Source organism: Methanoregula boonei 6A8 (genome assembly GCF_000017625.1).
Classification (GTDB): Archaea; Halobacteriota; Methanomicrobia; order Methanomicrobiales; family Methanospirillaceae; genus Methanoregula; species Methanoregula boonei.
In genome coordinates, this window is sequence record NC_009712.1 from 1,294,818 (window position 1) to 1,317,599 (window position 22,782).

At 54.9% G+C, this 22,782-nt stretch carries 26 protein-coding genes and 1 tRNA gene; 21 read left to right on the top strand and 6 right to left on the bottom strand.

The window, feature by feature from the left end; all coding sequences use genetic code 11:
* Positions 1-21 precede the first annotated feature (21 nt).
* Both MBOO_RS06640 and MBOO_RS06645 read right to left on the bottom strand, forming a co-directional pair.
* Positions 22-339, bottom strand: coding sequence for an SWIM zinc finger family protein (locus tag MBOO_RS06640; protein WP_012106820.1), 318 nt, complete (start codon positions 337-339; stop codon positions 22-24).
* A complete protein-coding gene (locus tag MBOO_RS06645; RefSeq protein ID WP_012106821.1) occupies positions 336-1,043 on the bottom strand; it encodes a Nif3-like dinuclear metal center hexameric protein in 708 nt (235 codons plus the stop codon). Before MBOO_RS06645 ends, MBOO_RS06640 begins: the two co-directional genes overlap by 4 nt.
* A 95-nt stretch (positions 1,044-1,138) precedes the next feature.
* Here MBOO_RS06645 and MBOO_RS06650 point away from each other — a divergent pair, with 95 nt between their 5' ends.
* Genes MBOO_RS06650 through MBOO_RS06660 form a run of 3 tightly spaced genes read left to right on the top strand, consistent with a single transcriptional unit; the run spans position 1,139 to position 3,743 of the window.
* Positions 1,139-2,647: a homocysteine biosynthesis protein gene (locus MBOO_RS06650; RefSeq protein ID WP_012106822.1), complete on the top strand. Its 1,509-nt coding sequence runs from the start codon at positions 1,139-1,141 to the stop codon at positions 2,645-2,647.
* Entirely contained in the window at positions 2,644-3,030 is a 387-nt protein-coding gene (locus MBOO_RS06655) for an indolepyruvate ferredoxin oxidoreductase subunit alpha (protein WP_012106823.1), read from the top strand. The genes MBOO_RS06650 and MBOO_RS06655 overlap by 4 nt, the downstream gene beginning before the upstream one ends.
* Positions 3,027-3,743 carry a UPF0280 family protein gene (locus MBOO_RS06660; RefSeq protein ID WP_012106824.1) on the top strand — a complete coding sequence of 239 codons (717 nt, stop codon included), beginning with the start codon at positions 3,027-3,029 and terminating at the stop codon, positions 3,741-3,743. Before MBOO_RS06655 ends, MBOO_RS06660 begins: the two co-directional genes overlap by 4 nt.
* On the opposite strand, the gene MBOO_RS06665 is transcribed toward MBOO_RS06660, so the two are convergent.
* Positions 3,738-4,148, bottom strand: coding sequence for a hypothetical protein (locus MBOO_RS06665; RefSeq protein ID WP_012106825.1), 411 nt, complete (start codon positions 4,146-4,148; stop codon positions 3,738-3,740). The two genes, MBOO_RS06660 and MBOO_RS06665, sit on opposite strands and share 6 nt — an antisense overlap.
* Before the next feature lie 19 nt (positions 4,149-4,167).
* Between MBOO_RS06665 and MBOO_RS06670 the strand changes: the two genes are divergently transcribed.
* The 5 genes from MBOO_RS06670 to MBOO_RS06690 are packed head-to-tail and all read left to right on the top strand — an operon-like array spanning position 4,168 to position 7,128.
* The gene (locus MBOO_RS06670; RefSeq protein WP_012106826.1) at positions 4,168-4,512 is read left to right on the top strand and encodes a hypothetical protein; all 345 of its coding nucleotides are present in this window, start codon (positions 4,168-4,170) and stop codon (positions 4,510-4,512) included.
* A gap of 4 nt (positions 4,513-4,516) precedes the next feature.
* Positions 4,517-5,047, top strand: a complete 531-nt coding sequence (locus MBOO_RS06675) for a tRNA (cytidine(56)-2'-O)-methyltransferase (RefSeq protein WP_012106827.1) — start codon at positions 4,517-4,519, stop codon at positions 5,045-5,047.
* Positions 5,044-6,117 (top strand): ATP-grasp domain-containing protein, encoded by a 1,074-nt coding sequence (locus MBOO_RS06680; RefSeq protein ID WP_012106828.1) that lies wholly within the window; start codon positions 5,044-5,046, stop codon positions 6,115-6,117. Before MBOO_RS06675 ends, MBOO_RS06680 begins: the two co-directional genes overlap by 4 nt.
* The gene (locus MBOO_RS06685) at positions 6,117-6,638 is read left to right on the top strand and encodes a transcription factor (protein ID WP_012106829.1); all 522 of its coding nucleotides are present in this window, start codon (positions 6,117-6,119) and stop codon (positions 6,636-6,638) included. Before MBOO_RS06680 ends, MBOO_RS06685 begins: the two co-directional genes overlap by 1 nt.
* Entirely contained in the window at positions 6,631-7,128 is a 498-nt protein-coding gene (locus MBOO_RS06690) for an HD domain-containing protein (protein WP_012106830.1), read from the top strand. The genes MBOO_RS06685 and MBOO_RS06690 overlap by 8 nt, the downstream gene beginning before the upstream one ends.
* Positions 7,129-7,142: 14 nt before the next feature.
* Here the strand turns inward: MBOO_RS06690 and MBOO_RS06695 are convergent, their stop codons facing one another.
* A complete protein-coding gene (locus MBOO_RS06695) occupies positions 7,143-7,643 on the bottom strand; it encodes a hypothetical protein (protein WP_012106831.1) in 501 nt (166 codons plus the stop codon).
* Between the two features lie 253 nt (positions 7,644-7,896).
* Between MBOO_RS06695 and MBOO_RS06700 the strand changes: the two genes are divergently transcribed.
* Positions 7,897-7,981 (top strand) — tRNA-Leu (locus tag MBOO_RS06700).
* 233 nt (positions 7,982-8,214) lie between these two features.
* On the opposite strand, the gene MBOO_RS06705 is transcribed toward MBOO_RS06700, so the two are convergent.
* Both MBOO_RS06705 and gap read right to left on the bottom strand, forming a co-directional pair.
* Positions 8,215-9,108 carry an Mrp/NBP35 family ATP-binding protein gene (locus MBOO_RS06705; protein ID WP_012106832.1) on the bottom strand — a complete coding sequence of 298 codons (894 nt, stop codon included), beginning with the start codon at positions 9,106-9,108 and terminating at the stop codon, positions 8,215-8,217.
* Positions 9,109-9,173: 65 nt separating this feature from the next.
* Entirely contained in the window at positions 9,174-10,193 is a 1,020-nt protein-coding gene (gene gap / locus MBOO_RS06710; RefSeq protein ID WP_332306250.1) for a type I glyceraldehyde-3-phosphate dehydrogenase, read from the bottom strand.
* Positions 10,194-10,370: 177 nt separating this feature from the next.
* On the opposite strand from gap, the gene MBOO_RS06715 reads away from it, so the two are divergent.
* From MBOO_RS06715 to cbiQ, 12 genes are all read left to right on the top strand, one after another.
* Positions 10,371-10,517: a desulfoferrodoxin FeS4 iron-binding domain-containing protein gene (locus MBOO_RS06715; RefSeq protein WP_157677625.1), complete on the top strand. Its 147-nt coding sequence runs from the start codon at positions 10,371-10,373 to the stop codon at positions 10,515-10,517.
* Between the two features lie 883 nt (positions 10,518-11,400).
* On the top strand, positions 11,401-13,995 hold the full coding sequence (gene mgtA / locus MBOO_RS06720) for a magnesium-translocating P-type ATPase (protein ID WP_012106835.1): 2,595 nt from the start codon (positions 11,401-11,403) through the stop codon (positions 13,993-13,995).
* A 146-nt stretch (positions 13,996-14,141) separates the two neighbouring features.
* A complete protein-coding gene (locus MBOO_RS06725; protein WP_012106836.1) occupies positions 14,142-15,374 on the top strand; it encodes an aldo/keto reductase in 1,233 nt (410 codons plus the stop codon).
* Positions 15,375-16,055, top strand: coding sequence for an MBL fold metallo-hydrolase (locus tag MBOO_RS06730; protein ID WP_012106837.1), 681 nt, complete (start codon positions 15,375-15,377; stop codon positions 16,053-16,055).
* Positions 16,052-16,699, top strand: coding sequence for a TetR/AcrR family transcriptional regulator (locus MBOO_RS06735; RefSeq protein ID WP_012106838.1), 648 nt, complete (start codon positions 16,052-16,054; stop codon positions 16,697-16,699). Before MBOO_RS06730 ends, MBOO_RS06735 begins: the two co-directional genes overlap by 4 nt.
* A gap of 139 nt (positions 16,700-16,838) precedes the next feature.
* Complete coding sequence (locus tag MBOO_RS06740; RefSeq protein ID WP_012106839.1) at positions 16,839-17,567, top strand: ABC transporter ATP-binding protein; 729 nt, start codon at positions 16,839-16,841, stop codon at positions 17,565-17,567.
* Positions 17,560-18,966, top strand: coding sequence for a hypothetical protein (locus MBOO_RS06745; protein WP_012106840.1), 1,407 nt, complete (start codon positions 17,560-17,562; stop codon positions 18,964-18,966). Before MBOO_RS06740 ends, MBOO_RS06745 begins: the two co-directional genes overlap by 8 nt.
* 50 nt (positions 18,967-19,016) lie before the next feature.
* On the top strand, positions 19,017-20,072 hold the full coding sequence (locus tag MBOO_RS06750) for an AI-2E family transporter (RefSeq protein ID WP_012106841.1): 1,056 nt from the start codon (positions 19,017-19,019) through the stop codon (positions 20,070-20,072).
* Between the two features lie 73 nt (positions 20,073-20,145).
* On the top strand, positions 20,146-20,577 hold the full coding sequence (locus MBOO_RS06755; RefSeq protein ID WP_048068351.1) for a hypothetical protein: 432 nt from the start codon (positions 20,146-20,148) through the stop codon (positions 20,575-20,577).
* Positions 20,578-20,928: 351 nt separating this feature from the next.
* Complete coding sequence (locus MBOO_RS06760; RefSeq protein WP_012106843.1) at positions 20,929-21,627, top strand: energy-coupling factor ABC transporter permease; 699 nt, start codon at positions 20,929-20,931, stop codon at positions 21,625-21,627.
* On the top strand, positions 21,624-21,932 hold the full coding sequence (locus tag MBOO_RS06765; RefSeq protein WP_012106844.1) for an energy-coupling factor ABC transporter substrate-binding protein: 309 nt from the start codon (positions 21,624-21,626) through the stop codon (positions 21,930-21,932). The genes MBOO_RS06760 and MBOO_RS06765 overlap by 4 nt, the downstream gene beginning before the upstream one ends.
* 51 nt (positions 21,933-21,983) lie before the next feature.
* On the top strand, positions 21,984-22,775 hold the full coding sequence (gene cbiQ, locus MBOO_RS06770) for a cobalt ECF transporter T component CbiQ (protein ID WP_012106845.1): 792 nt from the start codon (positions 21,984-21,986) through the stop codon (positions 22,773-22,775).
* The last annotated feature ends 7 nt before the right edge of the window (positions 22,776-22,782 follow it).

A 22,782-nucleotide genomic window follows, 5' to 3' on the forward strand; every position in this document is an offset into this window, starting at 1 on the left:
CGCTGCCCGGTATAGCCTTGGTTACTTTTTCCAGGACTCCTGGTACCATGCGTCAACGGTCTCGTATGCCCCGGTCAGCTCCGCAATCCTGACCGCAAGGATGTGCCCGCAGGGCTTCTGCCGGAATGCAAAATCCCGGCACGTGCAGACGCCCTCGCTTACCACATGATCGCCGGAAGACCCGGTGACTACAAAAAAATCGCGATATTTTTTCACCAGGCCCTGCGTAACGGCATCCAGCGCTTTCTTTCCCCGTGATCCGTACATTTCGATAAGCGCTGCCCGGCTCTCCTCGTCAAGGCACTTTTTCTCACCGATCCTCTGCCAGGGATCGATCATGGATAAACGGACATCTGCGGCGGATCGTCAATATACTGCCAGCCTTTCTGCCGGGCAAGGCGCTGCATGGCGGGGGCTTCGAGCGCGTAGTGGGTCGATTCTATGCAGGGAAGGGGAGCTGCCCGGGCAACGGAGAGTTTCATTTCCGCGGAAAGAAATGCCTCTGCGCCCTGTGCCTCAGCCTCGGCCATAAGGGAGAGATCAAACCCGCTGCCGGCCACAATTGCAAGGTTCCGGTGGGAGGCAAGCGTTCCCCAGACGCGGAGGTTGCCACCCAGCCGGGCTGCCATTTCAGAAAGCGGCAGGGTACAGGTGCCGACAAGACCAAGGGAAAGCGGGCGGCATTCGCTCATGCCAAGGAGCCCGGCAAGCGCATCGTTCACCCCTTCAGCCGCGCGGTCGAAGTTTGTGTGCATCACGTACACGTTAAGGTCCCCCCGGATAATCTCGCGCACCAATGCGGCCGTGCTTCCTGTAATGCTGGTCAGCGGGGTCCAGAGAGGGGTATGGTGGACCACGAGCATTTCCGCACCGGCTGCAACTGCCTGCCGGACCACCGCGGGCGTTGCATCAAGGGCACAGCAGATCGTCTGTATCTCCGGCCGGCCTTCGATCACAAGGCCAATCCGGCCGGTATCAAAGTCCTCGGCAAGTGACGGAGGGGCAAGCGTCTCCATCTCCCGGGTAAAGGCACGCAGGTCCATATAGTAGGAATGGTGCAGGACCGGGATAAAAACACTTCATATTACTCTGGATAATAACAGTTATTTTTAATATTCATAAAACGACATTTCCAGATATGCACAAATCCATCGGGCAGATCAACGAGCGGATCCGCGACGGCAGTGCCCATGTTGTCACCGCGGAGGAGATGCCCCGCATCGTTGACGAGCTGGGCGAGGAAGGGGCGCTCAGGGAAGTTGACGTTGTCACCACCGGAACGTTTGGCGCGATGTGTTCGTCCGGCGCTTTTTTGAACTTCGGGCACTCGGAGCCACCGATCCGTATGGAGCGGATCTGGCTCAATGATGTAGAAGCATACGGGGGCCTTGCCGCGGTGGACACCTACATTGGGGCAACCCAGCAGTCAGAGACACTTGACGAGCGGTACGGCGGAGCGCACGTCATCGAAGACCTGGTATCGGGAAAATCAGTTGAACTGCGGGCAAGCTCCCGGGGTACCGACTGCTACCCGCGCAGGACGATTACCACCGAGCTCCTGCTGGAAAACCTCAACCAGGCGATCATGTGCAACCCGCGCAATGCCTACCAGCGGTACAATGCGGCAACCAATACCACCGACAGGCTCCTGCATACCTACATGGGAACGCTCCTTCCCAATACCGGCAATATCACGTACTCGGGCGCCGGGCTGCTCAACCCGCTCACCAACGATCCCCACCTGCGGTTGATTGGAAGCGGTGTCCCAATCTTCCTGTGTGGTGCGAAGGGTATGGTTGTTGGGGAGGGGACCCAGCATTCACCCGGTGGCGGTTTTGGCACGCTGATGGTGACCGGCAATCTCAAGGAAATGTCTCCCGAGTACCTCCGTGCTGCCACCATGACCGGCTACGGTGTTACGCTCTACGTTGGAATTGGCGTACCGCTACCGGTGCTTGACCTTGACGTGGTCCGGGCAACTGCCGTCCGGGACGAGGACATCCCGGTTGACCTGCTTGACTATGGCGTGCCCAGCCGCGCCCGCCCGAAGGTCAGGAGCGTCACCTATGCCGAGCTCCGGTCCGGTTCCGTGGAGATCAACGGGGAGCAGGTGCGCACCTCGTCCCTGTCGAGTTTCCGCAGGGCGCGGCAGGTAGCAGCAGAGCTCAAAAACTGGATAGGAAAAGGAAAGATGGAGCTTGCGCTTCCCACCCGCCCCATCGATGCCACAAAAAAAGTGCACCCCATGCATGAGACCACGAGCGGCCCGCGTGTGCTCGACATCATGGACCGACAGGTGGTCAGTGTGAGCGAGGGTGAGGAGATCCAGACTGCAGCGCAGAAACTGCTCAAAGGGGAGACTAACCACCTCCCGGTCATCGGCCGTGATGGCAGGCTTGCCGGGATCATAACCACTTTTGATATCTCTAAAGCCGTGGCAAACCCCGGCAAGGCATCGACCGTGGGCGATATTATGAAAAAGAAGGTGGTGACCACGACAACTGATGAGGCGGTGGATGTTGCCGTACGAAAGCTCGAACAGAACAACATCAGTGCGCTGCCCGTCCTTGATGCCGATCGCCATGTGATCGGGATGCTCACGGCAATAAATCTCGGGAAGCTCTTTGGCGGAAGGTGGCTGAAATGAAACTGCTCGTGAACTTCAGTAAAGGCAAAAAGAACGCCCCGATCATCGCACAGGTGGTAAAAGAGACCGGCGTTCTCATCAGTGTTGAACGGGCCGTCATTGACTCATCCGAGGGCGAGGCGCTCATCGAGGTACCGGACAACCAGTGCAAACTGGTCAGGAGCAGCATGACCCGGCATGGCGCCTCGGTCCGGCTGCTTGAACACGGGATCAATGTCAATACCAGCGAGTGTGTGGACTGCGGAGCCTGCATCTCCATCTGTCCCCGCGAGGTCTTCTCCTTTGACACAGACTGGAAACTGGCAATTGCGGAAGACCGGTGCATTGTCTGCGGCAAGTGCGTGCCGGCCTGTCCGCATTCGGCGCTCACACTTCCCCTATGATCCGCGAACCGTTCCGGTACCGGGAGACATTTGCCGCGATCCTCGCGGATACCCCGGCACATGCGGATGCGGCAAAGAGAGGAATGATCGCCGCCCGGCAGGTGCTTGAATGCTACATTGCCCGGGATCCTTTTTTTGCAAGCACCTTTTTTCCCTACGAGCCGGAAACCGATGAGACCCTGATCTGCCACATGGCAAATGCTGCGGCACATGCCGGTGTCGGACCCATGGCAACGGTTGCGGGGGCGATTGCCGCGGCCGGCATCAATGCCATGATGGATGCAGGGGCAACTTTTGGCGTGATCGATAATGGCGGCGATATTGCCCTTGTCAGCGACCGGGACGTCCGGGTGGGAGTGCATGCGGGGTCTGCCCCGGTCTCGGACAGGATTGCTTTTATTGTGCCGCCACAGGAGCAGCACTCCTATGGCATCTGCACCTCATCGGCCACGGTCGGCCCGTCCATCTCGTTTGGGATGGCAGACGCAGTCACGATCTTTGCCCGCGATCCTCTCGATGCCGATGCATGGGCCACTGCCGTCTGCAACCGGATCCGGCCGGATGACCATCGTGTGCTTGAAACGATCGATCCTTCCCGGGTGGACGGGGTGTATGCTATCATGGGAGAATCTGTGGTCTCGTGGGGGAAGGTACCACCGGTGGTTCCCGCCCGGGTCGATGAGCAGCTGATCGCTGCAGGCGACCGGTTATAATGTTGACTCGATGTACGAGAGGCTGTCATCAACGGCGCTTGGTCCAAAGAACGTTTTTAAGGGCTCTTTCCCGTCGGTTACAACAATTTCGGGGATGCCCTTTTTTATGCGGAATACCCGGTTGAGCAGTTCGATCTCGTCAATTTCAACACCGTGCTCAAGGGATGAGGCTGGTTCAAGTTCGAGCCGTTCGCGCACCAGCTCGTCCGGTGCATTCCGGAAGAAATAGTAAAAGACCTGCCAGGCATTCAGGAGGTCCGAGACCAGGAGCTCGGAAAGGACCGGGCCGGGCAGGACCTGCAGCCGGCGCACAAGTGCGTCCTCATCCTCACCGCTCTCTTCAAGCAGGCAATCTGCAATCCTGACCAGTTCGGTAAAAGAGGGCGCCGGGCCATCGCTGTCCATAGTACTTGTGGAGGCCCGTTTGGCAAAAAAGATACGGGACAAAGACACCACGGCAATAAACTATAATGAGACCGGGCGGGAATGTGTACAGGTGAAAAACGAGGACACGGACTGGATGGTATATCACCTCCTCGCGCAGGAAAACAGGATCGCCCTTGAGGCGCTAACACAAAAGGCCGGCCTTGACCGGGACTCTGTGGCTGATTCCCTTGACCGGCTGGACCGCGCTTTCCTGATTGAACGGGACGGGACAACGATCCGGGCCCTTTCTGTGGGCGAGTCCATGCTGAGGTGCCAGGCAAAATATGACAATACCCTCCCGTACGTGTTCGAGAACGGCGTAGTAAAAGCAAAAAAGAACTGATATTATGGCAGGAAAAGAAGTAGTCATTCTCCGGATCGGCCACCGTCCCGAGCGGGACCAGCGGGTGACCACCCATGTGGCCCTGACCGGCCGGGCGCTTGGCGCGTGTGGCATGTATCTTGCGGCAAGCGACAAGGGCGTGGTGCAGAGCGTACTTGATGTTGCCGAACGGTGGGGAGGGCAGTTCTTCTGCGAGGATAATATCAGGTGGCGCACCTGCATTAAGGACTGGAAGGCTGCCGGGGGAAAAGTGGCCCACCTTACCATGTACGGGATCAACCTTCCCGATATCATCGAAGAGATCCGGCCGTGTGAAAAACTGCTGGTGGTTGTCGGGGCCGAGAAAGTGCCCGGCGAGATGTACGGCCTCGCTGACTATAATGTTGCGGTAACCGGCCAGCCCCATTCGGAGATCGCGAGCCTTGCCCTCTTTTTGGACCGGTACCATGACGGCAGGGAATTTGCGGGCGAATTTCCCGGGGCAAAGATCCGGATCATCCCCTCCCGGGCCGGGAAGCAGACGGAGGAGTTGTGAAAGGACGGGTCCTTGTTGCCGGTTTTACCACGCGCCATGTGGCAGAGTCTGCCTCACGTGCAGGTTACGAGGTCTGTTCTATCGATCATTTCTGCGACCAGGATCTTTCATGGTACACCCGGGACAGGATCCGTTTTGAAGACCTGTCAGACCTCCCCGGTGCGATCGCGCAGATGTGCGAACGCTATGTTTTTGATTTTGCGATAGCCACATCGGGAGCAGAGGATATTTCCTTCCCGGTGCCGCTCTGCGGAACACCCCGGGAACGCGTGGAGCCGTTACTGGACAAGCTTTCCATGCAGCAGTTCTTCGAAAAACTGGGTGTGCCGGTACCGCGAATCGCAGCCGACGGCCAGTACCCGATTATGGCAAAACCCTGCCGGGGAGCAGGAGGATGGCGGAACGCGGTGATTCCCGATGCAGCCGCAGAAAAAGCCTGGGCCTCACTGTACCCGGAGATCCCCTACATCCGGCAGGAGGTGGCAAAGGGAATCCCGGCAAGTGTCTGTTGTGTTGCAAACGGTACGGCTGCGCGGGCAATTGCAGTAAACGAGCAGGTACTCCGGGGCGAGGGTGAATCCGCATACGGCTTCTCCGGTTCGATCACTCCTTTCGATCATCCACTCGCCCCGGAGATGATCGCCCTTGCCGAAACAATTGTTGCTGCAAGCGGCTGCATGGGAACACTGGGGATCGACTTTGTGGCAGGAGAAAAAACCCCGTATGTTATCGAGGTTAACCCGCGTTTCCAGGGCACCCTTGATACGGTGGAGGCCGCATACGGGTGCAACCTTTTCCAGTACCATATGGATGCGTGCGCCGGGACAATCCCTGAAAAATCTCACGCGCACCAGTACGCAGCACGGCGGATCCTTTTTGCAGACCGGGACTTCACCCTCACTGATAACTTAAAGGATCTGGCCCCCGTGATCGCGGATATTCCCTGGCCGGGCACATTCTTTGAGGAGGGTCAGGCCGTAACCAGCGTGTCCGGGACAGGTCCCACCCGGAACGCCGCACAAAAAGCGCTGGATAAGAATATTAGCACTGTCCGACAATATATGCGCTGATGGATCCTGTGGAAGAAGTGCTTAATAACCCGGCTACCCGGGCATATATTCACCGGCTGATCGGAGATGAGGGGATCAATCTCCTGGAGCGGTTCCCCAAGGATGGTGAGCACAGCGATGAGGATCTTGCTGCAAGCACGGGCATCAACCTCAACTCCGTGCGCCACACGCTTTATACCCTGTACGAGAAACGGCTTGCCGAGTACCACAGGATCAAGAACAACGAAACCGGCTGGCTGACCTATCTCTGGCAGCTCAGGATTGACCTGCTCTACGATGCCATCCGCGAGGATATGGAGACGGTTCTTTCAAAACTTGAACGCCGGGCGCGGTTCGAGGAAGAGAACGACTTTTATATCTGCAAGGACTGCCACGATATCTACACCTTCACCGTAGCCATGGGGGGTAACTTCACCTGCCCGAACTGCGGACAGCCACTTTCGCATTTCGAGAACGAGACACTGGCAAAAGCGCTCCGGGCGCGCATCGAGATCATGAAAAAGACGCTCGGCCATGCCTGAAAAGCCGGAACGCTGCATTGATCTTCTCAAAAAAGCTGGCTGTAAACCGAAGGTTATCGCTCATTGCGAGGCCGTCTGTACCTGTGCACGGGGTTATGCCCGGCAGACCCCGCTTGCCGATACGGATCTGGTGATCGCAGGCGCCCTCATTCATGATATCGGCCGTGGCAGCACGCATTCTTTAGGGCATGCGCAACGAGGGGCCGATCTCCTGCGCGGGATGAAATGTCCCGAGAAACTTGCACGGATCGTGGAGTGCCACACCGGCGCCGGCCTTTCTGCAGACGAATGTACGCTCCTTGGCCTTCTTCCCCGCGACTGCATGCCGCAGACCATAGAAGAGAAGATTGTCACGAACGCCGATAACCTGATTGCCGGTGCAAAACGGGTAACCATCGAAGAGGAGATTGCGGGCGCGATCCACCTGCCAAGAAAGATCAGGAAAAGAATGTACCGCCTTTTTAATGAAGTGGAACTGCTCACCCTTTAAAAAAAGTTCCCGGTTTACAGAATAACCTGCCGCACCTGCGGGAGGGCCCGGATCTCATTTGCCACACCGTCAGGAAGCGGGTTCTCAATGATGATCACAAGCTTCGGGTCCTCCGAGAGCTGGGGATCGGTGACAAAGATCTGGCGGATCGCAAGCGAATGGTTTGAGAGTACCCGGAGTGCGGCGCTGACAATCCCGCGCTCGTTTGCGTCCTTAGGCATCACCACAATGACCGAGTAGCCAAGGGTTTCAGCCACCCGGCTCAGGTCGGGTGTGGCCCGCATATTCAGGAAGATCTCGCGCAGGGAAGTCTTTTCAAGGATGCGCCGGGCAGTTGAATCCACAACGCGCCTGTCCGATCCAATGGCCTTTGCAATGGAGGTGGCGGGGATCTCGATACCGTTACAACAGACTCTTCCTTCCTCGTTGATGCCAAACCCGTTTTCGAGAAGAAACCGGACCACCCGGGACTGGGAGGGCGAGTCGGCAAATTCGCGGATGATATCAGCCCACATGTATGCACCGGGTATAACGCAGGAAAATATACATGTATGCATCGGTGCTGCCATCAGCGTATACGATTGCAGCGATCGCCCGTTTCTTCCGCGGCAAATGCTGGATCGTCGGCCCCTGGTGAGTTTCCTGACAGGGGCAGGACGGAATCGGCCATAACATTCTTTTAGATAGACAACCTTTTTGTTATGGCACAAAAGGCAGGCCAGAGCACATTCTCCGGCGAAAAGCCACAGTGCAGTAATTCTTCATTGGGCGAGGGTAGCCAAGCCAGGTCAAAGGCGCTAGGTTGAGGGCCTAGTCTCGTAGGAGTTCTTGGGTTCGAATCCCATCCCTCGCACTTTTTCTGATTTGATTGAGCGTTATCTGGGTTCTGTCATGTCTGAAGGATTTGGAAAGATATCAACATCGAAAAGAGAGAGTCAGATCCCGCAGCCTTGAAAGAACCATCTTTAAGACTGTTTAAATATTTGGCGGGGTAGTGATTGACGGAGTCTTTTCTTCGGGTCACAACAACGCACCAGAACCGGCAGCTCTTTCCTGACAAGGATAACCTCTGAAAATTCCAGCCGGCTATCCCTCAACAACCTTGATAAGTGATTCTATAACCTTGTCTACACTTGCCCACGTGGCACTGTCTCCGCGCCGGATAATAAACGGTCGTCCTTCGTCACCGGCCTTCCGCATATCAATATCCAGGGGGATCGCACCAAGGAAGGGAACCGAGAATTCTTCTGCAATCTTTTTACCGCCACCTTTACCGAAGAGATCGATCTCCTCGCCGCAATGGGGGCAGATCATGCCGCTCATGTTCTCGATGACCCCAAGCACCGGGATGTTGAGTTTTTCCACAAATTTTATGGCCTTTTTGGAATCAAGCGTAGCAACATCCTGAGGTGTTGTTACAATCACTGCACCCCGTACATTAGGCGCAAGCTGGACTATACTAAGAGCCTCATCACCCGTGCCCGGGGGAAGATCCACAACGAGATAGTCAAGCGAACCCCAGTTGACATCTTCAAGGAACTGACGGATTGCCGCCGTCTTCATGGGTCCGCGCCAGATAATCGGTGTACTCGTATCCGGGAGAAGGAGTGCCATGGAGATAACCGAGAGCGAGCCGGTAACGTGAACCGGTTCGATCCTCTTTCCTAATGTAAGAAGTTTATGGCTTTCAATGCCCAGCATTTTCGGAATAGTTGGGCCGTGGAGATCGAGGTCAAGAAGTCCGACATTGTAGCCATGGCCGGACAAAGCATAAGCAAGGTTGACTGAAACAGTCGATTTTCCCACACCTCCTTTCCCTGAGAGCACAAGGATTACATGGTTAACCCCGATATTTGCTTTTGAAGGAAGGCCGGGTTTTGCTTCGGAGCAACTGCTCGCAGAGGGGCAACCGGCGCACGTATGTGAGCAGGTCTCTTTTGTGGGTTTTTCCGGGGGTGTACCATTAGTTTGTTCTGCCATGGATTACCCCCGGACAACGAATCCATAGAGAAGATTGTATCTTCGTAGATTCTCCGTTTGTGCTCTCATCCGGCCTCCATGCGACCTGCAATATATGACGCGAGATCCAACAGTCGCCTCGCATAGCCCCACTCGTTGTCGTACCAGGCCATCACTTTGACCACATTCCCGTTGACAACAGCGGTCGATGAGGCATCGATGATTGCGGAATGCGGATTCCCGATGATATCGGCCGACACCAGCTCATCCTCGCAATACTCCATGATGCCGGCCAACTCGTTTTCGGCTGCCATCTTCAGGATATCATTGACCTCCTGAACGGTGACGTGCCGTCCGACATGCACTACGATATCGGTGATCGCCCCATCCGGGACGGGAGCACGGATTGCCATCGCGTGCATTTTACCCTTCAGTGCCGGGATGGTCAATGCCGTCGCCTCTGCGGCACCGGTTGTCGAAGGGACCAGTGATACTGCCGCAGCCCGTCCCCGCCGTTTGGTTCGTGCCGAGTCGTCAACCAGCGCCTGACTCGCGGTATATGCGTGAACGGTTGTCATCATCAGGGATTCGATACCGAACGCATCATTGAGCACTTTAGCCACGGGAGCGAGACTGTTTGTCGTACAAGATGCATTCGAGACTATGTGGTGTTTTTTCGGATCGAAGGACCTCTCGTTGACACCGATTACGAAGGTCGCATCAGCATCCGCTGACGGGGCGCTGATGATAACCCTGGAAGCACCTGCTGTGATATGTGCAGCAGCCGCTATCCGCTTCGTGAACACACCGGTGCATTCGAGCACTATATCGATACCGTGTTCCTTCCATGGGATCCGGGCCGGATCACGGTTATTCACGACGTCAAGCCGGTGGGATCCGAGCGTGAGGTAATCCTCGCCATACGACACCGGAAATGGGGCTTTGCCATGAACTGAATCGTATTTGATCAGGTACGCAAGATCCTCCAGGGATGTCGAGGAATTAGCGGTAGTAAGCCGGATATTACCCGGCGGGTTTTCTGCATAATGCCTGAGCACCAGCCTCCCGATTCGTCCAAGACCGTTAATTGCAATAGTTTTGATGATGGCAACCTCCTGTCATTACCGGCGTGATCACTACGTTTGCGGCCTAATATCAGTTGGCGTTCGAATCAGATTTTAAAACAAATTTTGAAAAATAACGAAATCTATAACTGTGCTATTAGCATCTCAACCGGACTGAAAGAGATTTGAGAAAAATAGGTGAAATTCGGGGGGAATCTGGTGGTAAACGTCCAGAAATCCGGTGAAATATACCGGTGCATGATATGCGGAAATGTCGTTGTGGTAAAAGAAGCAGGTGGCGGGGAAATTACCTGCCACAACGAGCCGATGCAGCTGGTAGAATCACCAGAGAACAAATCCGGGTAGATGAGAGATAAAATCAGCCTTCCCCCTAGAATGGAGACGTCATACGGTTCGAAGTTGCGTTGCTCTTGTATTAAAGGGACTTAATGAAAATGATATTGTCGTGATACATTATCCTTGACTATATAAACATCCCGACAACGCAACAGAACCACGGTGTATTTCTCTAAAAATATGCAACTCCGCTGCCAAAGATTCCTGAGAAAAGCCCGGTCCGCGATCCATCAATTGCCGAAAATTATCACCCTGACGATGAACAGGGTAAACCCCACCCCCCCCCAAATCCACCCTGATCACTTACCCCCATCCGGGCCCGATTTGAGCCCGGATGACCCTTTTTTGGATCCATCGGAGCCCGTATCGGGCTCCGTTTCCCCACTTTCCAAAATAAGCCCAAATTGGCCATATTTTTGCAATCGGACGATTTTAATGACCCTCATAAAGGCCCTTTCCTGCTCGTTTCCGGATCAAAACGGGTTTTTGTATGATCCCGGAAAAAGGTGCCAAAAAAAGGCCTCTATGGGCCGATTATGGGCATTATATGGGGCTCAATTTGGGCTTATTTTTGAGAATGAGGGCCATTAAGGGGTTTAAAATTTGAAGATGGCGATCGGGCGGTTTTACGGGCTTATTTTCTCCCGGTTTTTGGAATAAATATCCTAATGCGTATTCGTAACCCGGCATATGCCTGCCCGGCAAAACCGCAATCACACCATTTTTCCTCTGAGTGCAAGATTGCCCCGGCACCATTTTTTCGCGGGAAGACAAAGAGTAATATTAATACACTTACCTTGGAACATCAGCTAACAGGATTTTTCCGGGGAATGCGAAATCTGCACCGGAGTATCAGGAACTTTGCAGGAGATTTAACAAGGGTACGTGAGTCATGTTCGGCAAAAAGACAAAGCAGGATCAACAACAGGGTAACGAACAGGACACGCAGCTGCATGCCCTTCCCGTGGAAGGCGTATTTGCCCGGCTTGGCACCTCTCCCCAGGGACTCTCCTCCGCGGAAGCGACCGCCCGAGCGGCAAAGTACGGGCCAAACGATATCTCGCAGGTAAAAAAGCGCCCGATCCTGCTCCAGTACCTGGAGCACTTCAAGAATTTCCTGATCATCATCCTGCTTTTAGCGGCTGTACTCTCCGCGTTTACCGGCGGGGTCACAAGCGCGATTATTATCATTATTATCGTTTTTATCAGCGTCACCATCGACTTTTTCCAGGAATACCGGGCCGGACAGGCAGCCGAGCTCTTAAGAAAAAAGATCATCACCAATGCCTCGGTGCTCCGTGACGGGACCGTGCAGGAAGTCCCCATCTTCGAGCTTGTCCCGGGTGATATCATCTTCCTGTCTGCCGGGGATATCGTGCCCGCGGATGCGCGGATGATCACCGGCCGGGACCTGTATGTGAACCAGTCTGCCCTGACCGGTGAACCCTACCCTGCAGAAAAAATGCCCGGCGTTTCAGATCCTGCAAAACCCCTGGCAGAGGCAGAGAACTACATCTTTCTTGGAACCTCGGTCGTGAGCGGGACCGCGACTGCCGTTGTCACAAAGACCGGCGCTGCAACCGAGTTTGGGAGCGTGGCAAAGACGCTTGTGGCCCGCCCTCCCGAGACCGAGTTTGAGCGCGGCCTGCGGCACTTCAGCTACCTAATGACCCAGTTCGTTTTTGCCCTGGTCATTTTTGTCTTCTTTGTGAACGCGCTTATCAAGCAGGACATCTTAAACTCCCTTCTCTTCTCGGTCGCTCTTGCAGTAGGAATGGTGCCCGAGCTTTTGCCCATGATCCTCTCCCTCAATCTCTCCAAGGGTGCGATTGCTATGTCGGAGAAGGGGGCGATTGTCAAGCACCCGGCCTCGATCCAGAACTTCGGGAGCATGGACGTGCTCTGCACTGACAAGACCGGGACCCTTACCGACAACCAGATTGCACTTGTCCGGCATCTTGACACGGAGGGAAACGACAGCGAAGAGGTGCTCACCTACTCCTACATCAACAGCACTTTTGGCACCGGCCTCAAAAGCCCGCTCGACGAAGCGGTGCTCAGGTTCCGGCATATCGATATCGGCGACTATACCAAGATCGATGAGATCCCGTTTGACTTTGTCCGGAAAAGGGTCTCTGTTGTCGCAAAAACAAAAGGCGGATCGGTGATCATTGCAAAAGGCGCTCCTGAAGAGGTCCTGCGGATCTGTACAGCCGAGGATAAGGGCGGCCTTATCCAGTCACTGGACGATGAGGCCCGGGCCCGGATCCAGAAGATCTATGACGAGCAGAGCACCCAGGGTTTCCGGACGCTTGCAGTCTGTTACCGCACCCTGACCGGGGACCAGACCGCATTTTCCATAGATGACGAAAAGGAAATGATCCTTGTCGGGCTCATCACCTTTATTGACCCGCCAAAGGAGAGCGCCCGCGAATCAGTAGAACTCCTTGCCCGGTCCGGGATCGAACTCAAGATCCTGACCGGCGACAACGAGCTGGTCACAAGGAAAACCTGCGAGCTGATCGGCCTTCCCATAAAAGGTGTCCTCACCGGAGCCGAGATCGCAAACCTCGATACAGAAGGGCTCTCGCGGGTAGTAAACGACATTACCATCTTTGCGCGGGTAACCCCGGTCCAGAAAAACCGGGTGATGAATGCCTTAAAAAAGAACGGCCACGTGGTCGGGTTCATGGGCGACGGGATCAACGATGCACCTTCCATACGGGAGGCAGATGTCGGGATCTCGGTGGCAAACGCTGTGGATATCGCAAAAGAGTCCGCGGATATCATTCTCCTGAAAAACGATCTCCGGATACTCCATGACGGGGTGATTGAAGGGAGGAAGACGGTGGGGAACACCATGAAGTACATCCTCATGAACACCAGTTCCAATTTCGGGAACATGTTCAGCGTTGCCGGGGCCTCGATCTTCCTTCCCTTCCTTCCCATGCTCCCGATCCAGATCCTGCTCAACAACCTCCTCTACAGCCTATCCCAGGTGGCGATCCCGACCGACAACGTGGATGCGGATTATACCAAAACTCCCAAGAAATGGGACATAGGCTTCATCAAGGACTTCACCATCCTCTTTGGCCCTTTGAGTTCGATCTTCGATTACATCACCTTCTTTATCCTGCTCTATTTCTTCGAGGCCAACTCTGCGCTCTTCCAGACCTCGTGGTTCGTGGAATCGATCTGCACTCAGACGCTGATCGTCTTTGTTATCCGGACACGGGTTGTACCGTTCTATACGAGCAGGCCAAGCAAACTCCTTGTAATCTGTGCAGGAATCATTACCGCTGTCGGGTGCATCCTGCCGTTTACGATCCTCGGGGCATTCTTCGGGTTTGTCCAGCCGCCCCTGACATTCTATGCCGCATTAATTCTCATCGTGGGCGGGTACATCCTTCTCGTCGAACTGGCGAAACGGTGGTTCTACCGGAGATACGCATCCTCTGTTGAGAGAAAGAAAATGCCGAGTGCCTAAAAAAAAGACAATCGGCACGAAAAATTTTTCCCGATGCAGGATTTGCAGATTTCTCTTTTTGCCCGGTTCTGTAACCGGTGTTTCACGAAAGAACCGGAATGCATATATGGACTGACTGACCAGTCAATTTAATCACAGGTGCACCCATGCTCTACCGTACCGTTCCAAAAACCGGCGAACAGCTTTCCGCGCTTGGCTTTGGCTGCATGCGCTACCCGTCAAAGAACCGGGGGATTGATGAAGAGCGGACGATCCGCCAGATCCGCCACGCGATCGATAACGGGGTCAATTATTTCGACACCGCTCCGCTCTACCACCTGGGAAAAAGCGAACCGATCCTTGCAAAGGCGCTCCAGGACGGGTACCGCCAAAAGGTAAAGATTGCAACAAAGCTTCCCCACTGGACGGTCAAGGAGCGTGCCGACATGGACCGGATCCTTGCAAAGCACCTGGCAACCCTCCAGACCGATCATATCGATTACTACCTGCTCCACAGCCTTGCCGGAGAGAGCTGGGAGAGACTCCTGAAGCTTGGGATCCTTGAGTTCCTCGATTCGGCAAAGGCATCCGGGAAGATCAAAAATGCCGGGTTCTCGTTCCACGGAAATTTCGAGGAATTTAAACCAATCGTGGACGGGTACGACTGGCAGTTCTGCCAGATCCAGTACAATCTTCTTGACGAGCACAACCAGGCCGGGACCGCCGGGCTCCGGTATTCCGCAGGAAAAGGACTCGCGGTGATGGTGATGGAGCCCCTGCGGGGGGGAAGCCTTGCCGGCCATGTACCGGACGAAGTGCAGAAGATCTATGACCGGGCACCGGTAAAAAGATCCGCGGCCGAATGGGCCCTGCGCTGGGTACTTGACCACCCGGAGGTGACCGTTGTCCTCTCGGGCATGAACGACGAGGCCCAGATCGACGAGAATATCCGTACAGCAGGTGCGGTCCTTCCCCGGTCACTCACACCCGAAGACCGGGCCATCCTGGACGATGCAAAGGCTGCATTCAGACAGCTCATGAAAGTGGGCTGCACCGGCTGCGGGTACTGCATGCCCTGCCCGGCCGGGGTGGATATCCCGGGTTGTTTTGCATTCTACAATGCCCGCCACCTCTTCCCCAAAGACAAAAATCCGCGTTTCCAGTACATCGGCCACCACGGAGGCCTCTTAAACAAGCCCTCAAATGCCGGCCTGTGCAAGAACTGCGGCAAGTGCGAGAAGGCCTGTCCCCAGCACCTGCCGATCCCCCGGCTCCTAAAGGATGTGAAAGCCGACATGGAGGGCATGGCAATGCTGCTTGTCCCGGTTCTTAAGGGAGGACTCTGGTGCATGAACGCGGCCTCGGGCATCCGCTCGGTCTTTTCCCGGGAGAAAACGTAAATGACCACAGAGGTAAAGCCTTTAGTTATTCCCATCCCGCTTGGCCACGTGAATGCATTTTTGATTCGGGGCACCCGGCCGGTTCTCGTTGATACCGGTTTTCCGGGAAGCACCCCTAAGATCCTTTCCGCCCTGCAGAAAGAGGGGTATAAGCCGTGGGAACTCGGCCTGATCGTGATTACCCATGCACATCTCGATCACACCGGGAGTGCAGCGGCACTTGCCGGCGCCACCGGGGCACCCGTGCTCGTCCACAAAGCTGAAGCGGAATACCTCTCGTCCGGGGCAGGCGCACCGGTTGTCCCGGCAACACTGACCGGCCGCGTTCTCCGTATGATGATCGGGAAACTCGCCCCCCGGCCCGAGTTGGGAGTGACACCGGTGATCCGGATCGATGCACCGTACCGGCTCGATGCGTACGGGATTGACGGCGCGGTTATTCCCACGCCGGGCCACACGAAAGGATCGCTTTCTGTTGATCTTGCAACCGGGGAGTGCATTGCCGGCGATCTCATTACCGGCCTTTTCCCGCCCCGTAAGGCCCGGCTGCCGATCTTTGCCGAAGATACAGCGCTCGCCCGGGAGAATATCCGGGCGCTCCTGGACCGCCACCCGTTGATTATTTATACCGGCCATGGCGGGCCGTTTTCTGCACCGGAGACAGAGGCCCTCCTGAGGTGAGCGGAACGGAACCGGCACACGAGAAAAGGGACGCGATTCTCAGAACGGCGCTCGTGCTCTTCTGCGAGCGCGGGTTTCACGGCACGCCGACATCGCTTATCTCCCGCGAGGCCGGGGTGGCAACCGGCACGCTCTTTTTTTATTTCCCCACAAAGGAAGAGCTCATCGACACCCTGTACCGCCAGATCAAGGGAGAAGCCGGCGCGGCTTTAAAAACTGGCATTGACAACGAACCAGCCATACAACAGAAGCTCTGCCGGGTATGGGAAAATGCAATTGCCTGGGTAACAGAAAACCCGGACAAATACCGGTTCATGGAGCAGTTTGCCCATTCGCCGTTTGTCTCCTCCACCGCACACGAAGAGGGCATGTCCCATTTTCTCTTTTTGCTGGAGCTGATCCGGGAGGGGATACGGGAGGGCATTATCCGGGACTACGACCCTGCACTTCTCTGCTCGATCCTTGCAACCTCACTTTCCGGGATTGCCCCCCGTATCACTGCAGAAAAAGATTCTGCACAAAAAACCCTTCTTACCCGGCAGGCCCTGGCATTCCTCTGGAACGGGCTTGCAGCACATCCTGATGCCTGCGCCAGCCCAGAAGATCAGGAAACAAAAAAGAACAAACGAGGCAAAAGACCATGAATACACATCTCCCTGCCATTCCTCATTCCGGTGATCCTTTCATGAACAACGTCCCCAAAAAAACCACCCGGCCCGGGCAGTTACCCCGCTGCCATGCACCGACACCAGACTACCCGTGCCTTCCCACCGGAGGCGTTCCATGAGCGAACACGTGATCGCAGCCACCGGCCTTACCAAGAAGTACGGCGACCTTGTTGCCGTAAACGGTGTCAGCCTTTCTGTGGAGAAGGGCGCACTTTACGGTCTCCTGGGCCCCAATGGCTCCGGCAAGTCTACGATGATTAAGATGCTGACCGGCCAGATCCGGCCTACGGCCGGAACCGCAACCGTGCTTGGGGTTGATGTGCAGCAGGACCCTGTTGGGGTTCGGGAGCGTGTCGGGATCATCCCCGAACAGGAGACCCCACCCAGCTTCCTGACTGCACATGAATACCTACAGCTGGTAGGCGCAATCCGGAAGATCCCCGATATCGAAGAACGGGCTGCATGGTGGTTTGATTTCATGGACTTTGGGGACAAAAAAGACGTGCTCTGCAAGGATCTCTCCCGCGGCACCCGGCAGAAACTGATGTTTGCCCAGGCCTTCGTCCACCAGCCCGCGCTCGCGCTTATTGACGAACCACTCATCAACTTCGACCCCATCATGCAGCACCAGGTCAAGGACTACCTTGCTGAATACACAAAGAAGGGAAACACCATCTTCCTCTCCACCCACATCCTTGAAGTGGCCGAGGAGATCTGCTCGGATTTTGTGATCCTGCACAAGGGAAACATCCTCCATACCGGTACAGTCGCAAGCCTTGTCGCGGAGCACCGCCACCTTGACGATTTCTTCCTCGAACTCGTGCAGAGGACTAGGAATGTTTGAGCTCTTCATTGCCATGATAAAAGAGGAGTGGCGGATCCATTCCACGATGTTTGGGAGCATCTCGTTTGCGCTCTTTCCCATCCTCATTTTCTGGATCGCATTCATGGGATCGTTTCTTCTTCCCTTAATGCGCCAGGCCCTCCCGTCAGGAGAACTCTCGATTGTCCTGCACGCGAACTACCTGATGCTTGGCTTTATGGTCGGGGCGTTCGGGCTTCTCGGCTCCGAGGTCATGAACCGGCGCTTCGGACAGGCAAGCCTGCTTGCCTATGCAGCCCGGAGCCTCCCGCTCTCGGAGCGCTTCATCTTTGCAAACTTTGTTATAAAAGACACGCTCTACTACTTTGTCCTCTGGGTGCTCCCGCTTGCGCTCGGATTTCTGCTTGCATCTCCCTTTATCGGCGTGCCGATCACGCTCCCGCTTCTTCTCTCGCTTACCCTCACCCTCGCGTTTCTTTCCGGCCTCTGCCTGGTCTTTTTCCTCTCTTCCCTGTATTCGCGTTCGAAACCGGCACTTGCCGCCGTTCTTGTATTCCTTGCACTTGCAGCAGGGGCAATTGCCTTTGTTACCCACGAGAACCCGGCCCAGCTCTTCCCGCCGGTGATGCTCTTTAATGCATTTTCGTGGGCCAATCTCCTCCTGTGCTGTGCCACGATCGTAATCCTCTTTACGGTCTCCATCTGGCTCTTTACCCCGGAGACTGCCGATTCAACAAAACATTATCACGATATGCTCATGCCGCTTGCAAAGAAACTCTCCTTTTTCCCGACACCGCCGCTTACGGCAAAAGACATTATCGACATGTACCGAAGCGGAGGGATGGTAGGCCAGACGCTCTTTTCCTTTGTCATCCCGCTTGTGGTCATCTGGTTCTTTTTGTCGCTCCTCAACGGCTACCTGCCCACTTACGGGGTGCTGCTCGAATTTGCCCTGGTCACCGGTGTGATTGCGTCAACCATGTACACGTGGCTGACCATGTTTGACACCTTCGGGGCCTATGCCTGCCTGCCGGTAAGCGTCCGTACGGTCATAAAAAGCAAGATTGCAAGTTTTACGGTCCTCCAGATCATCCCGGCGGTCTTTGTCGCGCTTGCTGCCCTGCTCTCCGGCCAGGCGCTCTACCTTCTCCCTGCAGTCGTACTCACCCTCTCGGTTTCGTTCTACAGTCTCGGTGTCACGGTCTGGCTGACCGGTCTTTCGCCCAGCGTGATGGTGTACAGCGTTAAAGTGATGGTCACGTACCTTGCCCTTGTCGGGGTGGTGCTTCTTGCACTCTCGGCAGTGGCGTTTTCGAGCCCGTTTGCGGCTCTCGGCGCAGTTGTTCTCTTTATCCCGGCCATCTTCTTTGCCCGGCTCGGGTTTGCAAAATGGGAAGCCCGCGAGCAGCCGGGCTTCTGATCTCTTTTCATGGGAATCTTTCTATGAGAGAAACACAGAATAGCAGGTAAATGTCATTTCCCTCTTCCCTCTCCGTGACCGAGCGCGTCCTGCTCTGCCTTGGGCTTCTGGTCATTATTGTCCTTGGGATAAAAATGACCGGCTCGGTTGTTACCATTCTTCTGGTCGCACTCGTGCTTGCCCTCCTGCTTTACCCGGCAACACGATGGCTGCAGCAGCGGGGCCTTCCCTATCCGGCGGCAGTTGGCATGGTGACACTCATTGCCGTGATCTGTGTCGTACTCTTCGTAGAGCTCACGGTCATGTCCTTTAATGTTATTATCACCGATCTCCCCCTGTACCAGCAGGAACTTGCGCTCAGGCTTGGCGATATCTCGACGTTCCTTGGATCCTACGGTATCAGCACCGGGTTTCTCTTTTCATCCGTACCCAACCTCGCAGCCATTATCCCGGCACTGGTCTCATCACTTGCAAACCTCAGCGCCGATATGATGGACCTTTTCTTTATCGCGGTTACCACGTTTTTCATCCTGCTCGAAGCCCCGCCAATGATTAGCCGGACAGAAGAGATGCTCAAAGAAAGCCCGGAGAAACTCTGGCACCTGGCAAAGATGAGCGGGTTTGTCGTGGATTTCATGGTCGTGCGCACCGAGACAAACTTCGTTCACGGGATACTTTTTGGCGGATCGCTTGCGCTGATGGGGGTGCATGCCGCGGTCCTCTGGGGGATTTTGACCTTTGTCCTTGGCTACATCCCGTACTTCGGCCTGATTCTCGCTGCGATCCCGGCCATTTTCTTTGCCTGGCTCCAGTTTGGAATCTGGGGAGCGGTTGCCGTTGTTGCCATTGTCTGCGTCCTCAACCTGATCGTGGAAAACCCGGTCTTCTCCTACCTTGCATCCCGCAAGTTCGAGATCCCGGCACTCGTTGTCATCTTCTCCGTGATCTTCTGGGGCTGGCTGCTTGGCCTTGCAGGGATGCTCTTTTCTGTTCCCTTCACCTTAATGGTAGTCACGCTCGTTTCGTTCTCCGATGAACTTTCGTGGGTCAACACCCTGCTCGGGCTCGATCCTCTTTTTGTGGAAAAAGAGGGGCGGGGTACATAACTGCGTTGCAGGATCCTGTTTGGGAATCAGGAGGAGTCGAAACCCTTTTGGGAGCAAAAGACAACCACCGGGTATGCTCTCCCGTGAAGAACAGCAGGAGTATGCAGATTTTATCGAATCGCAGGTCCAGGAATTCTCCCTGACCCGCCGGATCCGCCGGAAGATCCGCGGCGTCTTTACCAGTCCCGCAGCAATCGAGACGATCCGGGGGAATTTTATCCGGAAAAGCGAGCCGCGCTTTACCGAATATATCAAAAACCTGTCCGGTCACGACACCCTGATAACCGATCTCCAGATCCGTTATTTCGAGCGGCGGATCCATACGCTGCCAAAAGACACCCTGATCCGGCTGCATGATGAGCTTGAACAAATCGAACAGGTCAGATCTCCTGCAGTACGCGAGCGGCTGCTTGCCCAGTTCTGTAACTCCATCAGCCTGACCTACAGCCTCAACGGCTGGTTCCTCCATATCTTTGCAGAGGAACTCAGGAAAAAACAGGAGTAACCGGACAGGATTGGAAACCTGACGGAAAGAGCCACACCCCTCCCGGGAGACTTACCGCGGACCGGAGGATCTCCCGGTCTTTGGCGGGGCATGCATAATCGCGTTTTTTTGGGACCTGATTTCACGGACTGCCGGAAACCTTCCGGGACAGACGACAATCCCGTGTCCCGGGGGAGGGGGAAAAATACTGCACCGGATCCCGGATAGTGCGCCCCCGTATGTCCGGTTACGGGCGATGAATTCCAGAGACGCAATTGTAAATTAAACATTCTAAATTGTCTGTTTTAAATTACACATTCTATTTCGCAATTCTTATTTAGTTAATGAAAGTAAATATGATCCCGGGTTATCATGCACATCATGGAAGGATACTTACCCCTGAACTGGTGCATCTTCTGGTATATTGTATCTGCACCGTTCATCATCTATGGAATTTATCTGCTGAACAAACAGGTGAAGGAACACCGTGAGACCCTCTCGCTTCTTGCGGTTTCCGGTGCTTTTATCTTCCTGCTCTCGTCGCTGAAAATGCCCTCTCCGGTAGTGGGCAGCTGCTCCCACCCTACGGGGACCGGGCTATCGACCGTCCTCTTTGGCCCGTTCATCACCTGCGTTCTCAGCGCCATCGTACTTATATTCCAGGCACTTTTCATGGCCCACGGGGGGATTACCACGCTCGGGGCCAATGACTTCTCGATGGGAATTGCCGGGCCGCTCCTCGGGTATCTGGTATACCGGGTGGCAAAGAAAGTGAATCTGAACATATTCGTAAACATCTTCCTCGTCGCATTTGTTGCAGATCTCTTTACGTATGTTATCACGGCAATCGAGCTTGCCGCGGCCTTCCCGGCAACGCACGGCGGTTTCCTGGTCTCTTTTGAAACATTCTTTGCAATCTATGCAGTTACCCAGGTTCCCCTTGCGATCGTTGAAGGACTCCTTATCGCGCTCGTGTTCAAATATATCGTCCAGAGCCGGGGCGACATTCTCGTTAAACTCAAAGTGCTCACCCCGGAACAGGTGACAAAAATTATGGAGGGTTTTAAATGATCCCCGGATTCTTCAAAAAATACAAACTCGAGATCATCTTCATTGTGTTTATCGTTGCATTCGCAGTTCTATTCCTTTACGAGCAGAATACCCAGGCCCAGGCAAAATGGGAGGGATCGGACGATCAGGGCAGTGCAGCCATTGAGGCAACAGGATACACACCGTGGATTCAGCCGCTCTGGACCCCGCCCAGTTCCGAGGTTGAGTCGCTGCTCTTCAGTATTCAGTCCGGCCTTGGGGCATTTGTAATAGGGTACTTCTTCGGATTTTACCGGGGAAAACGGGATAGTGGGAACCAAGCGTAACTCCCCATTTAATTTACTGACGTCCGGGACGTCCGAAGATAGGTACTCACTATGACATTTATGGAAGAGAACCTGGATTATTATGCACAGACAAATGCCTTACGTGACGTAAACTGTTATCTCAAACTCGCGCTTGGTCTGGGAGCGATACTCGTCTGCGTTGCTTCCCCCGCCCCGCTTGCCCCGCTTTTTATTCTCATTACTCTTTCAGCAATTACCCTGGTATTCGCAAAAATTCCGGTACGGGTGTATGCGGAACTCCTTCTTATTCCCGTAATTTTTGCGCTCTCTTCCGTGATCGTTATCCTGTTTTTAAGCGGGAGTGGAGATACCCTCCTTACATTTACCGTTGCAAATGTTCCGCTGACCATCACGACAGGCTCCGCAAACCTTGCATCCCTCGTCCTTGTCCGGACATTCGGCGGGATGTGCGGGCTCTTCTTCATTGCGCTGACAACTCCTATGATTGAACTTTTTTCTGTCATGCACAAACTGCGTGTCCCCCCCGTTGTGGTCGATCTCTCCATGCTGATTTACCATTTTATCTTCGTCTTTATCGCCCAGACGATCGCAATCCATAACGCACAGACTATCCGGCACGGGTATACCACGTTCAAACGATCCCTGAATTCGATGGCGATGCTTGGTGCTATGCTTTTCATCCGTGGATGGAAAGAAGCTGAAGACTTGATCATCGCTATGGATTCGCGGTGCTATGACGGCAAACTGGCATTGCCGGGCCGGCAGAATCCTCCGAAACCGGCGGCAATTGCCTCTGTCGCGATCTATCTGGGTCTCTGCATTGCCGTTGCAATTATGACCAGCACAATAGTGCCTTTTTAGGTGAACC

Excerpts from the sequence above, each read along its gene's own strand:
- MBOO_RS06640 (WP_012106820.1), bottom strand. The coding sequence starts at position 339 with ATGATCGATCCCTGGCAGAGGATCGGTGAGAAAAAGTGCCTTGACGAG.
- MBOO_RS06645 (WP_012106821.1), bottom strand. The coding sequence starts at position 1,043 with ATGGACCTGCGTGCCTTTACCCGGGAGATGGAGACGCTTGCCCCTCCG.
- MBOO_RS06650 (WP_012106822.1), top strand. The coding sequence starts at position 1,139 with ATGCACAAATCCATCGGGCAGATCAACGAGCGGATCCGCGACGGCAGT.
- MBOO_RS06655 (WP_012106823.1), top strand. The coding sequence starts at position 2,644 with ATGAAACTGCTCGTGAACTTCAGTAAAGGCAAAAAGAACGCCCCGATC.
- MBOO_RS06660 (WP_012106824.1), top strand. The coding sequence starts at position 3,027 with ATGATCCGCGAACCGTTCCGGTACCGGGAGACATTTGCCGCGATCCTC.
- MBOO_RS06665 (WP_012106825.1), bottom strand. The coding sequence starts at position 4,148 with ATGGACAGCGATGGCCCGGCGCCCTCTTTTACCGAACTGGTCAGGATT.
- MBOO_RS06675 (WP_012106827.1), top strand. The coding sequence starts at position 4,517 with ATGGCAGGAAAAGAAGTAGTCATTCTCCGGATCGGCCACCGTCCCGAG.
- MBOO_RS06685 (WP_012106829.1), top strand. The coding sequence starts at position 6,117 with ATGGATCCTGTGGAAGAAGTGCTTAATAACCCGGCTACCCGGGCATAT.
- MBOO_RS06690 (WP_012106830.1), top strand. The coding sequence starts at position 6,631 with ATGCCTGAAAAGCCGGAACGCTGCATTGATCTTCTCAAAAAAGCTGGC.
- MBOO_RS06695 (WP_012106831.1), bottom strand. The coding sequence starts at position 7,643 with ATGTGGGCTGATATCATCCGCGAATTTGCCGACTCGCCCTCCCAGTCC.
- MBOO_RS06705 (WP_012106832.1), bottom strand. The coding sequence starts at position 9,108 with ATGGCAGAACAAACTAATGGTACACCCCCGGAAAAACCCACAAAAGAG.
- mgtA (WP_012106835.1), top strand. The coding sequence starts at position 11,401 with ATGTTCGGCAAAAAGACAAAGCAGGATCAACAACAGGGTAACGAACAG.
- MBOO_RS06725 (WP_012106836.1), top strand. The coding sequence starts at position 14,142 with ATGCTCTACCGTACCGTTCCAAAAACCGGCGAACAGCTTTCCGCGCTT.
- MBOO_RS06730 (WP_012106837.1), top strand. The coding sequence starts at position 15,375 with ATGACCACAGAGGTAAAGCCTTTAGTTATTCCCATCCCGCTTGGCCAC.
- MBOO_RS06740 (WP_012106839.1), top strand. The coding sequence starts at position 16,839 with ATGAGCGAACACGTGATCGCAGCCACCGGCCTTACCAAGAAGTACGGC.
- MBOO_RS06745 (WP_012106840.1), top strand. The coding sequence starts at position 17,560 with ATGTTTGAGCTCTTCATTGCCATGATAAAAGAGGAGTGGCGGATCCAT.
- MBOO_RS06750 (WP_012106841.1), top strand. The coding sequence starts at position 19,017 with ATGTCATTTCCCTCTTCCCTCTCCGTGACCGAGCGCGTCCTGCTCTGC.
- MBOO_RS06755 (WP_048068351.1), top strand. The coding sequence starts at position 20,146 with ATGCTCTCCCGTGAAGAACAGCAGGAGTATGCAGATTTTATCGAATCG.
- MBOO_RS06760 (WP_012106843.1), top strand. The coding sequence starts at position 20,929 with ATGCACATCATGGAAGGATACTTACCCCTGAACTGGTGCATCTTCTGG.
- MBOO_RS06765 (WP_012106844.1), top strand. The coding sequence starts at position 21,624 with ATGATCCCCGGATTCTTCAAAAAATACAAACTCGAGATCATCTTCATT.
- cbiQ (WP_012106845.1), top strand. The coding sequence starts at position 21,984 with ATGACATTTATGGAAGAGAACCTGGATTATTATGCACAGACAAATGCC.